The 12382-nt window shown below is 27.2% G+C and carries 12 protein-coding genes and 1 tRNA gene; 6 read left to right on the plus strand and 7 right to left on the minus strand.

From position 1 onward, the window contains the following. Window positions 1-36: 36 nt before the first annotated feature. Window positions 37-222 carry a DUF565 domain-containing protein gene (locus O5636_RS09735; protein ID WP_420063782.1) on the plus strand — a complete coding sequence of 62 codons (186 nt, stop codon included), beginning with the start codon at window positions 37-39 and terminating at the stop codon, window positions 220-222. A gap of 13 nt (window positions 223-235) precedes the next feature. Here O5636_RS09735 and rpmF read toward each other — a convergent pair whose 3' ends face one another. Beyond that, window positions 236-412 carry a 50S ribosomal protein L32 gene (rpmF, locus tag O5636_RS01775; RefSeq protein ID WP_269622913.1) on the minus strand — a complete coding sequence of 59 codons (177 nt, stop codon included), beginning with the start codon at window positions 410-412 and terminating at the stop codon, window positions 236-238. A gap of 161 nt (window positions 413-573) precedes the next feature. Between rpmF and O5636_RS01780 the strand changes: the two genes are divergently transcribed. Further along, window positions 574-2334, plus strand: a complete 1761-nt coding sequence (locus O5636_RS01780; protein WP_269622914.1) for an ATP-dependent metallopeptidase FtsH/Yme1/Tma family protein — start codon at window positions 574-576, stop codon at window positions 2332-2334. A gap of 856 nt (window positions 2335-3190) precedes the next feature. On the opposite strand, the gene O5636_RS01785 is transcribed toward O5636_RS01780, so the two are convergent. Both O5636_RS01785 and O5636_RS01790 read right to left on the minus strand, forming a co-directional pair. After that, a complete protein-coding gene (locus O5636_RS01785) occupies window positions 3191-3784 on the minus strand; it encodes a peroxiredoxin (protein ID WP_269622915.1) in 594 nt (197 codons plus the stop codon). Window positions 3785-4193: 409 nt separating this feature from the next. Further along, a tRNA-Met gene (locus O5636_RS01790) sits at window positions 4194-4267 on the minus strand. Between the two features lie 189 nt (window positions 4268-4456). Here O5636_RS01790 and O5636_RS01795 point away from each other — a divergent pair. The 4 genes from O5636_RS01795 to O5636_RS01810 all read left to right on the plus strand — a co-directional run bounded on the left by O5636_RS01795 (window position 4457) and on the right by O5636_RS01810 (window position 9084). Continuing rightward, window positions 4457-4654: a hypothetical protein gene (locus O5636_RS01795; protein ID WP_269622916.1), complete on the plus strand. Its 198-nt coding sequence runs from the start codon at window positions 4457-4459 to the stop codon at window positions 4652-4654. Between the two features lie 392 nt (window positions 4655-5046). Further along, complete coding sequence (locus O5636_RS01800; protein WP_269622917.1) at window positions 5047-5727, plus strand: DUF4956 domain-containing protein; 681 nt, start codon at window positions 5047-5049, stop codon at window positions 5725-5727. Between the two features lie 20 nt (window positions 5728-5747). Further along, window positions 5748-8411 carry a right-handed parallel beta-helix repeat-containing protein gene (locus tag O5636_RS01805; protein ID WP_269622918.1) on the plus strand — a complete coding sequence of 888 codons (2664 nt, stop codon included), beginning with the start codon at window positions 5748-5750 and terminating at the stop codon, window positions 8409-8411. Continuing rightward, window positions 8398-9084 carry a VTC domain-containing protein gene (locus O5636_RS01810; RefSeq protein ID WP_269622919.1) on the plus strand — a complete coding sequence of 229 codons (687 nt, stop codon included), beginning with the start codon at window positions 8398-8400 and terminating at the stop codon, window positions 9082-9084. The genes O5636_RS01805 and O5636_RS01810 overlap by 14 nt, the downstream gene beginning before the upstream one ends. Before the next feature lie 28 nt (window positions 9085-9112). Here the strand turns inward: O5636_RS01810 and O5636_RS01815 are convergent, their stop codons facing one another. The 4 genes from O5636_RS01815 to O5636_RS01830 all read right to left on the minus strand — a co-directional run bounded on the left by O5636_RS01815 (window position 9113) and on the right by O5636_RS01830 (window position 12261). After that, complete coding sequence (locus tag O5636_RS01815; protein WP_269622920.1) at window positions 9113-10726, minus strand: DNRLRE domain-containing protein; 1614 nt, start codon at window positions 10724-10726, stop codon at window positions 9113-9115. A gap of 173 nt (window positions 10727-10899) precedes the next feature. Then, window positions 10900-11379, minus strand: a complete 480-nt coding sequence (locus O5636_RS01820) for a tRNA (cytidine(34)-2'-O)-methyltransferase (protein ID WP_269622921.1) — start codon at window positions 11377-11379, stop codon at window positions 10900-10902. 2 nt (window positions 11380-11381) lie between these two features. Continuing rightward, window positions 11382-11930: a bifunctional adenosylcobinamide kinase/adenosylcobinamide-phosphate guanylyltransferase gene (locus O5636_RS01825; protein WP_269622922.1), complete on the minus strand. Its 549-nt coding sequence runs from the start codon at window positions 11928-11930 to the stop codon at window positions 11382-11384. A gap of 16 nt (window positions 11931-11946) precedes the next feature. After that, on the minus strand, window positions 11947-12261 hold the full coding sequence (locus tag O5636_RS01830) for a hypothetical protein (protein ID WP_269622923.1): 315 nt from the start codon (window positions 12259-12261) through the stop codon (window positions 11947-11949). Window positions 12262-12382: the final 121 nt, after the last annotated feature.

Raw genomic sequence — 12382 nt, forward strand, 5'->3', positions numbered from 1 at the left:
ATTGGTTTTTATGTTTCTAGTACTTTTAATTCATATATGCTTCAAGTAATAAGTCAGAGAATAATTGTTGTTATCTTATTAATTTTATTTATAGAATTTCTCGTAAGAGTTCGAAACTATATGTTTAATGGCAAATTAGATCTCTACTTGAATGTTATTGATAACTTTAGAATTGGAATTATTTATGCAATTGTTCTAGAGGCATTTAAGTTAGGTTCATAGGCTTTATTCAAACCTAGTTTTCTTCATCTTCATTTTCATCTAAAGGGTATACAAAACCTTGAGCTCTTCCACTTAGGATTGATTTACCTAGTGATAATGCCTTTTGTGCTGCTTGTCCTGCCTTAGCTTTCCAAACAGCATGCCGCTGATTTCTCTTTCCTTTAGAAGTCTTTTTCTTAGGTACAGCCATTTAGAAATATCATCCAATCTAATTATCCATGCTGATTACCCCAAAAGTCAAATTGCAAAGAACATAATTTGTTTTAATAGCTAGTATAAACTTGTATAAGGCAATTAAAACATTTATTATTTTGATAATAATATTAAATTCAGTGGAGAATTTTAAGGCCAGTGCGCAATAGCTTTTTCCAAAAAGAAAATAATAAAGTAATTAGCTATAGTGAGCTTATTAATGAAATTAGCTCTGGCAATATTGAATCTCTAATACTAATTCCATCTAGAAACCAAGTTTTAGCTAATTTTAAGAATGGTAATTCAGTTCTAGTATCAACATTCTCAAGGGATCAGACTATTTTAAGTATAGCTAAAACTACTGCTACACCTTTAATTGTTAAAGATGTAAGAAAAGAGGAGGCCATGTCGAATTTTATAGTTAACTATTCAATTATATTAGTATTTATATTTATATTAAGTCTTTTTTTTAGGAAAATTCTAAACATTGCAAATAAGAACCTTTCTTTTGTCTCAGGTAATTCTAGAATTCATGATTCTTCAACAATTGATACTAGATTTGAAGATTTTGCTGGTAATTTAGAGGCTGTCGAGGAAGTTAAAGAAGTTGTATCTTTTTTAAAAGAACCAGAGATATATAACAAGTTAGGTGCGTCAATTCCTAAAGGAATTCTTTTGGTTGGTCCTCCAGGTACAGGCAAAACATTATTAGCTCAAGCTATTGCAGGAGAAGCTGAATGTCCATTCTTTTCAACTTCAGGTTCTGAATTTGTAGAATTGTTTGTTGGAATAGGTGCTAGTCGTGTTAGAAGTTTGTTTTTAAAGGCAAGGGAAAAAACTCCTTCAATTATTTTTATAGATGAAATTGATTCTATAGGAAGAAAGAGAGGGTATGGAATAGGAGGTGGAAATGATGAGAGAGAGCAAACTCTGAATCAATTACTTACCCAAATGGATGGAATTAATACTAACTCAGGCTTAATAGTTATAGCAGCCACCAATAGATATGACGTTTTAGATAGTGCTTTGACAAGACCAGGTCGTTTTGACAGGTGTATTGAAGTAACTTTACCTGATATTCATGGTCGATTATCAATTCTATCTTTGCAGGCTAGAACTAAACCATTATTAGATAATGTTAATCTTAAAGAATTAGCTTCTAAAACAGTAGGTTTCTCTGGTGCAGAATTAGGAAACCTTTTAAATGAAGCAGCTATACTTACAGCGAGAGACAATAAGAAAAAAATTTCAAATTATTATTTAGACTTAGCTTTTGAAAGAATTACTTTAGGTTTATCTCATTCATCATTTAGTAGTTATAGTCATAAGAGAATTATTGCTTATTATGAAATTGGAAGAGCTTTAGTTTCTTTACTACTTCCTCATACAGATAAATTAAATAAAATATCAATTCTTCGTAGAGGTAATAATTTAGGTGGATATAGTCAATTTATCCCTTTAGATAGTGATATTTCACTTCATACTCAGAAATATTACCTTTCTAGTATAATTCTTGCAATGGCAGGTAGAGCAACTGAATTATTGATGCTAGGTAAATCAGAAGTTACACAATTATCCGTAAAAGATATAGAAAAAGCAACTTATTTAGCAAGACAAATGATAACCAAATATGGTTTTCAAGACCTTTCTTTTATATCAGTAAGCAAACGAACCGCTAATATAGATTTAGGTATCGATCTCTTAAGGAGTAAATCTATTAATGCCAATAAAACTTATAATTTGTTAGATCAAAAAGTAATTTCCTTATTAAAAAGTTCATTAAATCAAGCATTAGAATTGTTAGATCCGTTTCAATATAAAATTGATCTATTAGCAGACGCATTATTGGAAGATGAAACGATGAGTGTCAAAAGGTTTTCTGACATGGCATTATTATCTGTTGAAAATAAGCAATCATGAACTTTATTCCTACTACAAGTAAGGCACTTAATATCTTAATAAGGAAATCAATCTTTTATTTCTTATTATTTTCTTTACCCTATATTATAGGAAGAGTATTTTATAATATAATTATTGCAAATATTAATTCTATAGATTCTTCTTATCAATATTCTTTCGAAAAATTTGACTTCTTAATTTTTATTCTAACCATTACGCCAATATTTCTTAGCATTATATGGCTTAATCAATGGAGGAAACTTGATACTCCCCTATATAATGATATTGATTTCCAACCTCCTTTAATTTCTACTAAAAACTATACTTATTCAATTTTAGCAGTTTTATCTTTTCTTTATGTTATCAATATATCGTTTTTTATTAACTCATACCATATTTTAAATAATTCTTTTACCTTAAAAAATTTATTTGATCTTAATAACCTAGTTATACATTTAGTTTCTTTGAAATACTTTTCTGTTTTTATAATAATTTTTCTAATATGTGTGTTTAGAAAGTCGGTATATATATCATATTCAATAAGTGCTATATTAGTATCTTTTAATCTTTATAATATACTAGTGAGAATTGGAATTGATAAGGTAAATAGTCTTGATTATATAGATACTATTAAGATATCAAATTATTCTCTTATGCTGCCAATTTTCATTATATTAATGAATTTTATATTAATAATGTTAAATGCAATTTTAAATTATTTAATATCTTATAATCGTTTTTCTGATTGGAGATGTGAGCTATTAACTTCCTATCTAAAAAATCATATTTTTAATTTAGGGTATATCATAATTGCTAGCCTTTCTTGTTTAATTGGTCTAACAAGATAAATATGTTAGACCAGTTTTTATCTAGTTAATTAAAGACTAGCAAAATATTCTTTACTACCTTTTGGATCTTCTAGCATGGTTTTATCACCAGGTGTCCAGTTGGCTGGACAGACTTGATCAGGATTGGATGCAACATACTGATAACCTTGAAGTATTCTTAGTGTTTCATCTACATTTCTGCCAACAGGTGCCTTGTTAACAGTAGAGTGCATGATTATACCTTCTGGATTGATTAGAAATAATCCTCTATCTGCTTCCCCATCATCATTAAGAACATTATAAGAGGTTGATATTTCTCTTTTTAAATCTGATACTAATGGATAATTTATATCTCCTATTCCTCCTCGATTCCGAGGAGTTTGAATCCAGGCTAGATGGCAATGCTTGCTATCTACTGATACACCAAGAATTTCTGTATTTTTTGAAGAGAAATCAGAATAACGATCACTAAATGCTGTTATTTCAGTAGGGCATACAAAAGTAAAGTCCAGAGGGTAGAAAAATAAAACAACCCACTTCCCTTTGTATTGTGATAAAGAGATTTTCTCAAATTCTTGATCGATCACTGCTTCTGCAGAGAAATCTGGTGCCAACTGGCCAACTCTCAAACATCCTTCTGTCATGGTCAATAAGTAAATGGGATCAAGTAATTGATTTTAGCTTGTATCGTTACAAACCTTTGTCAATTTACCATGTTTATAGCAATAATGTGATCACATAAACGAAATGCACTGGTTCATTTATGAAAAATACTAAATGGCATTTTTCTATATTAAAAAAATATAATTCAACATCCCATAACAAATTATTATCTTTCTTAAAAAACGAATTAATTAATCATCCTCTACCAAGTATAGATAAAACTAAAGCTAAAGCCAACTTATCAGATCATATAAATAACTCTAATAGGAATAAGAAAAATTATAATCTATGAAAAATAATATTCAAGTATACATAATATATTCAATATAATATCGTTTAAGAATTTATATCAAGAAGTTATTATATATATAGCTTTATCAGGATTTAAAATGTCAGTGGAGAGACTTGAACTCTCGACCTCAGCGTTATGAATGCTGTGCTCTAACCAGCTGAGCTACACTGACAAGCTATAGAAGCCACACTATTGTAAGCTATTGTGGAATTAAAATAAATCCCGCACTCTATTAATAAAGGATTTACTGACATTGCTAATGAACACAAGAAAAAGTCTTGGTAACCATATTTCATTTTTTACAATAATCATTTAAAAAGCTAGAATAATAATAGTATAGCTTCAATTACTGAATAATTAAATGGCTAAAGAAAAGAAAAAATTTAAAAATAAATTAAAATATAAGAAAAAATTTATTTATATTTATTCATTACTCAAAGCAACTTCTATGCTCATTTCTACTATCGCATTAGTTGCAATTTCTTTACAAGTTAAATCAATGAATAATGAATCAAAGTCATATAATAATTCAGTAGAGGAAATTCTATTTAAAAACTAAACTATTCATTAGCCGCTAGTTATTGTAAAGGAGGTATTTGGAATAAATAATAATACTAATGTTTATATTACTATGTAGATTAATAACTTATTGTTACTATGACATTGTAAATTTAATATTTCTATGAATTTAATAATAAAACATAAACAATTAATCACTTGGTATCAAAAGAAGCTTGGCTTAACTCATTATGGATTACTATGGCTGGTCTTTTTTAAAGGAGTAGTTGTTACACTTATTATAAATCATTCGTTTTTTCGATGTTCATAAAGTGCTTTCATAGCAGTGCTTTTGAAGCGTATCCCAATTAAAATGACTTTCAGAGGGTTAGTGATTATTAATTAAGCAATAATGTAGTAGAATAGATTCTAGTATTAATTTAAATTTTAACTTTGAACAATAATATCCTTACAAATTTTTCCTTTGATTCCACTCAACTATCTAGTAGTTCATTTGCTTTTTCTATTCTTTTATCATTCTCTCTCTCTTATTTGCTTTCAAAGTTATATAAATCGCAATCGCATTCTTTATCAAATCCAGAAACATTAGCTAGAGTATTTCCTATTCTCAGTATTGGAACAACAATAATAATTGCAGTAGTAAAGTCATCATTAGCATTGTCGCTAGGTTTAGTCGGGGCTTTATCAATTGTAAGATTTAGAACTCCAGTAAAGGAACCAGAGGAATTAACATATATATTTCTTTGTATAGGTATTGGCTTAGCTACAGGAGCGGATCAATACTCGGCAGCAATCATTGGCTTATTACTCACGTCATTTTTTGTTTATTTTTATAATTGGTTATCTGGAAGAAAAAAAATACAAAATTTAATAAGAATCTCTGTCAACGGTATTAATCCAGATGAAATTAATACATTAATTTCAATTCTGTCTACAAACTGCTTAAGAGTTAACTTTAATAATCTGTCAGTTAATAATTCCACTAAAGACAGGTTTACTACAATGACACTTTCTATCTTACCCAATAGATTTATTGATATAGATTCTATAACTAAAGAAGTATCTGCAGCATTTCCTAATGCTAGTTTTACTATTGTAGATAGCAATTATTAGTCCTCCATATAATTTAACTTATGTTAGTTTTTGAAAAAAAAATTAAAAATAATACTAGATCTCTTAGGATCTTAGATTATTTATCAAAAATAAATAGGAAATCTATTTTCCTTAAGACGTTAATAGGTTTTACTTCTATAGGTATAATCCTGATTCCATTAGATTTTGGTAAACCATCTAATCCAAATATATCAAATATTATAAGTAAAACCTTAAATAAGATTGATACCAGAATAGGTTATCTTGGTAATGAAACATATTTATTTGGTGGAAATCTATTATCTATTGGAACTAATTATATAAAGTCATTTATAATTAAGCAGAATGACATTAGATTAAATATTAGTATCAAGAACCTTAATAAAATTAAAAATATTAGAAATAAGGCTATTAAAGATGGAATTTTAATTAGATCAGATGATGATCAGGTCAATGGCTCAATTAGTTATAAAGGTACTAATTATCCAATTGAATTAAGATTAAAAGGTGATTGGACAGATCACCTTTTAGGAGATAAATGGTCATTTAGAATCCAAACAAAAAAAGACACTTCATTCGAAGGTATGTATGAGTTTTCACTTCAGCATCCCAGAACAAGAAACTATATTAATGAGTATGTATTTCATAAGTTACTTAAATATGAAAATCTTCCATATTTAAGATATGACTTTAAACCATTTTATCTTAATGGTAAATATTTAGGTGTATATGCAATAGAGGAACATTTTGGTAAAGCAGTAATTGAAAATAGTAAGTTTAGAGAAGGTCCTATAATAAAACTTTCAGACCAGGATCTTAGAAATGAGAGACAAAGGATGCTAGAAATTGATAATAGTCGTTTCAACTATTTTACAGTAAACCAAAACAACTCAGATATAGATACATTTAATCAAAATAAAATTTCAACAAATCCTCAACAAATATCACAATATAATCTTGCTAAGGACTTATTTAATGATTTTCTTAAAAATAAATATAAATCTTCAGATGTATTTGATCTTGAATTAACAGCAAAATATTTCGCGTTATTAGATCTATTACAAGCTGGAAAAGCTAATACATGGTATGATATGAGGTTTTATTTTAATCCTATTATTGCTAGATTACTACCAATTGGCTATGACGCACAATATCCTATAAGAACACAACAAAGAATTCTATCGTCTGATTTAAATACATTAAATATATTTAATGATCCATTATTTGTAAAAGAATATATCTCTAACTTACAAAGATTAACTTCACCTGGATACCTAGAGAATTTTTTAGATTATATTAATAAAGATTTAAAAGTTACATTAACTAAAATTCACAGATCCTACCCTCATGTAAAGTTTCTTAATTCTGAACTATATAAAAATAGAAAATATATACTAACAAGATTAACACCCGATAAACCTATTGGCTTAGTTTTAAATAGTCCTATAAACGGTAATAATATTTTAGATCTTGAGTTATATAACAAAACTACACTTCCACTAAATATTAAATCATTAGAATATAATGGAATTCATTATTATCCATCAGCACAAGAAATTTTAGAACCATTAGATAGATTTAATAGACTACGCTCTAGAAATATTAAATTTATTTCTAAAAATTCTAATTATCCTTCTGCTAATTCATTATCTAATAATTTAATTAATATTAAATATAATCTTATCGGCTCAACGTCTATTCAAACAATTTCACTTAAGACATTACCATTTTCAAATCAAACTACACCCACTAATTATTTAGTAAGAAGACGTACTAATATTAAGGATTTCGAATTTTTAAAGGTAGATAAGAAAGCTAAGGAGATTACTATTGGTACTAGTGTGGTTATTGATAAACCTTTAATTATGCCTACTAACTATAAACTTAAGATACTTAAAGGTGTCTCCATTACCCTTAAAAATAATGCACTAATTTTAATTCAGGGACCACTATTTTTACAAGGATCTAGAGATCTTCCTATTTATATCAATAATGATTCGACAGGAAAAGGATTAATTGTAATTAATGCTAATTCTCGATCGGTTATAACACATTCATTTTTTAATAGTTTATCTGAACCATCCATTGCTTCTATAAACATCACAGGAGGTTTAACATTTTACAATTCTCCAGTTACAATAGAGGATTCTACTTTTTCACAGGCATCTTCTGAAGATTCTCTTAACCTAGTACGCTCTCCTTTTCTAATTAATAATACTAAATTTATAGGCTCAGCATCAGATGCTATAGATATTGATTTTTCTAATGGTACTATATCTAACTCAAGCTTTTCAAATACTGGTAATGATTCAATAGATATTTCTGGTGCAGATGTTACTCTAAATAATATCAGCATTATCTCCTCAGGCGACAAGGCAATAAGTGTTGGCGAAGAGGGTAATGTTATAGCTAATAATATTAAAGTTTCTGACTCATTTATAGGAATTGCCAGTAAGGATCTCTCTAATGTAAAAATCTCAAATATATCTATTAATAATGTTGAATTTTGCCTGACAGCATATAAAAAGAAACCAGAATATGGACCAGCGTCAATTAAATTGTTATCAAATAGTTCCACCTGTCATTCTAAATATTTATTAGAACCTGGTTCAACAATTTCCTCTAAATATAATATCTTTATACCTAACAGTATTAACGTCTATAATCAACTTTATATAAAGGAGGATATTAATGGATCTAAATAATATAGTTTATAGACACGAAAAGAAATTTGTTGATAATTCTAATTTAGAATCTCTTGATATTTTACAAACAATTATACCTTCAGGTATTTCAGAGATTTATTCAGAAAGGAGAATTAATTCTATTTATTATGATACTGATTCTTTATATTTAGCAAACTTAAATATTGATGGTATAGGTTATAGAGATAAGTTTAGAATTAGATACTATGGCTCTAAAACTGATTTAGAGAAACCTAAACTTGAAATTAAATCTAAAAGAGGTCTAGTAGGTCATAAGATAAATATTGATATTAACATAGAATCTCTATTTAAGAATCAATTTAATCTTTCATTTCTTGCTATTGATTCAAATATCCCTAATAACCTTACTAACTTACTTTATATAATTAAACCTTTAATCATAGTTTCTTATAATAGACGCTATTATTTATCTAATTGTTCTGCATATAGAGTTACTTTTGATAAGGATATTGAATATAATTTGTTTAATTATGACCTACAGAATAGAAAAATACCTTTAATAGGTTCTATTCCAGATAGTAACCGTATAATAGAAATTAAATATAATGCTAAAGATTCTAATGATGCATCTCTAATATCTCAGAATTTTCCATATAGACTTACATCATGTTCAAAATATATTAATGGATTAACCTGTTTAGGTTTAATATAAGTTATAGGAAATTTTAATTAATTTGATATTATTTATAGATAACTGTAATCATTGGACGTTCTGTTATGGCTTTCCATTTCTCAGATCTAATTATTAGATTAGAATTATCATTTGCCCTTAATAACCATCCATAATTAGGGGCGCCTTTCTGCCATCTTTTTATACTATCTGTAACATCTATACTTTTAGTGCCATTAATATTATTTATGTATTTATCTATAACTAGTAATTTTGAAGTATCAATTTTATCTCGTTTATGATTCGATTTAATTATATTTTTCCAGTTGTCATTAATTTCATATAATCCATAACTACCCTTTGCTTTTGAATCTCCTTCTATTGTTAATGTAAGTATTGCTTTAACTATATTTACGTTTTTTGGAATTTGAAATTTAGGATTTGTATGAATTCCATTAAATTTAATTAGGGCATAATCTTCATTTGTTTGTGTATTTGATAATAAAATATCTTTATTGGATTTTAAAGCATTATTATTCTTATAATTTATTGTTTTTACAATATTTCCTTTATATATATTATTTCTAAGTATTTGACCTTCCCTATAGTGTATAAGCTGATGTTTTTTTAAAAATTCTATATTTTTCTTTATATGTAATTCTGTAGTATAATTACCAAATTTATCAAGATATCTATTAGGTATATTATTTGATGAATAAATATAATTAGGAGAATAGCTTTTTACATTTAAGATATTTTTAGAGGTATTTATATTAAGTATTTTAAGCCAGCCATTTCCGCCATTAGGATCAAATTGATAGTCAGCTAATATTTGTATTACATCTCTGTTTAAAATAGTCTGCGTCTTTAATAAAGCATCTCCTTGATAATGACCTGATAACACCATAAAGATTTGAGGGAATGGTTCTATAAGCTTCTTAAACAATTCCTTAGGGCTATTATTACCTGTATCATGAGGCGTATTCCCTACCTTATCTATAGATACTTTTTTCTTAGATTTTAAATATTGGTGAGTAGTTAATATAACTGGTATTTTAGGATTATCTAACATAATGTTCTGTGCAAATTCTATTGATTTATCAGAAGGTAACCACTCTAATCCGATATGAATAAAGGGCTCACCATTAGCATTAAACCTTTGAGCAAAACTACTTTGATTAGTGTCATATCCTAAAAACCAATTTCTTTTTAAATATCTTTGAGCTCCAAAATATTTTTTAAAGTTCTCATTATATTTTTTATTATTCCAACAATCATAATCCATATTACCTGGTACTACAGAATATGGTATTGGTGCATTGTTAACTTCTAAATGACGTAAAGAATTTAGGGCTCTTTTCCATCTAATATTATTATTTGTGATATATTTGAATAAAAATTTAGGACAGACATTATCAATTTTAATTAGTTCTTCTAATTTATTTGGTGGATTGTCTATTACGTCTCCTACATGAGAAATGAATACTATATTTAACTTTTCTTTGTTTTGAACTATCCATTTTATTTGATTTTCAAAATAAGTTATATTTTCTTTCTTCTTTGTATATGATTGTGTATCTGGAATTAAAATAATAGAGAATTCATCTGCTTTTATGGGTGTTGATATATTAAAAGTATATAGAGACAATGTTATAAATAATGACTTAATTAATCCTCGCTTCATTTAATTATTTTAATTTAGTATTTATATTTATAATCTATTGCCTGTATGAAATAAGTCAATATTTTTGTTTTATATATATAGAAATATATTAATTCATGGTAAATTAATATAGAATTCATTTGAAATAATGTTTGTTCAAAATAGATTAATATGTATATTTACTTTAGATAATATTACGAACATGATCTCATTGCATAGTATGCCGCGATTCCACATGCTACTGATAAATTAAGGCTTCTAACCCCAGATTTATTACGTATTGAATGATACTTTGAAGGCATTTGTATTGTAGCTACAAGATTACATTTACTCTTTACTGAATTGGGTAGACCATTATCTTCTCTACCAAATAATAAACAATCATCTTTTTTGAATATCAATGAATCAAGATTAATATCACCATCTTTGCTGAAAGCTATAATACGAGAATTTTTTACATATTCTTGATAATTTGTAAAATTTTTATGTGTAGTTAAATTTACATTTTTCCAATAATCTAGACCAGCTCTCTTTAAGTATGAATTATCTAATGAAAAACCCAAGGGATAAATTAAATCTAGAGGAAAATTAAATGCAAGGCATGTTCTACCAATATTTCCAGTATTTTGTGGTATACGAGGTTCAAAAAGTCCTATTCTGATATTGTGAATCATCTTTAATAGGTATTTATATTTAAGCTATTAGTATTTAGATTTATAGCTCTACCATGAACCACTAACCAACTATCTGTTGAAATAGAATCAATTTCTTGGGTCAATTCTCCTAGTCTATCTCTAAATCTATTTCCAATTTTTGTATGAGGTGATACAGACCATCCTGTTTCTTCGGATACTATTACTGAAAATCCTTTATATTTTTTTAGTGATAAAATAATATTCTTCTTAATTATATTCCATTCGTTTTGTTCACAGTGGATATAGTAAGATACAATTCCACCCAGGGAATCTATTAATATTGCTTGAGAATTATCGATATCACTAATTACTTTTATAATATCTGGTGTTTCTATAGTATGCCATTCTTTAGGCCGTCTTTTCTTATGTTGCTCTAATCTAATCTTCCATTCCTTACTATTATCATTGATATGAGTTGCTATATAAGTGATATCTTTGTTTTGAGAAATTATTTTTTCTGCCCATTTACTTTTACCACTTTTTACAGGACCGGAAATAAGTATTAGATTAACCTTAGAATTATAAATCACTTAGCTATTAATTATATTACTTTGAAAAGAACCACCAAGCTCCTAATGGAGCTGCAACTGCTAATAAGAGAATTCCAACTACAAGAGGAATTGCCAATCCCTTATTTAATTCTTTTTTTCTCATAACATTGAAGTTAGGATCTATTACGGGATTATTTAATGTTGTAGGATCTTTTGCTTCATAGTTAAGAGTTATAAGATATGAAAAGTCATTGGTTTTTATATTATGATAAAGTGAGTGGTAATCTAAAGCATATAATTTTGGTACAAAAATTATATTTGAAAATAAAATTACTAGTGTGCATATAAGTAAAGAAGCTTTTTTAATCACGTTTTTATAGGAGATTAATCAATATATTGGCATTTACTTGTTTTTTTGTCTATATTTATTAAGTAAAATAGCATAATGAGTAAAGTGAATAAAGCTAGAATCTCTACATAGGCTATCCCTA

The organism is Prochlorococcus marinus str. MIT 0918 (assembly GCF_027359415.1).
Lineage (GTDB): Bacteria > Cyanobacteriota > Cyanobacteriia > PCC-6307 > Cyanobiaceae > Prochlorococcus_E > Prochlorococcus_E marinus_C.

Coding starts and splice junctions, on each gene's coding strand:
- O5636_RS01805 (WP_269622918.1), top strand. CDS start 5,748: ATGTTAGTTTTTGAAAAAAAAATTAAAAATAATACTAGATCTCTTAGG.
- O5636_RS01815 (WP_269622920.1), bottom strand. CDS start 10,726: ATGAAGCGAGGATTAATTAAGTCATTATTTATAACATTGTCTCTATAT.
- O5636_RS01810 (WP_269622919.1), top strand. CDS start 8,398: ATGGATCTAAATAATATAGTTTATAGACACGAAAAGAAATTTGTTGAT.
- O5636_RS01785 (WP_269622915.1), bottom strand. CDS start 3,784: ATGACAGAAGGATGTTTGAGAGTTGGCCAGTTGGCACCAGATTTCTCT.
- O5636_RS01795 (WP_269622916.1), top strand. CDS start 4,457: ATGGCTAAAGAAAAGAAAAAATTTAAAAATAAATTAAAATATAAGAAA.
- rpmF (WP_269622913.1), bottom strand. CDS start 412: ATGGCTGTACCTAAGAAAAAGACTTCTAAAGGAAAGAGAAATCAGCGG.
- O5636_RS09735 (WP_420063782.1), top strand. CDS start 37: ATGCTTCAAGTAATAAGTCAGAGAATAATTGTTGTTATCTTATTAATT.
- O5636_RS01820 (WP_269622921.1), bottom strand. CDS start 11,379: ATGATTCACAATATCAGAATAGGACTTTTTGAACCTCGTATACCACAA.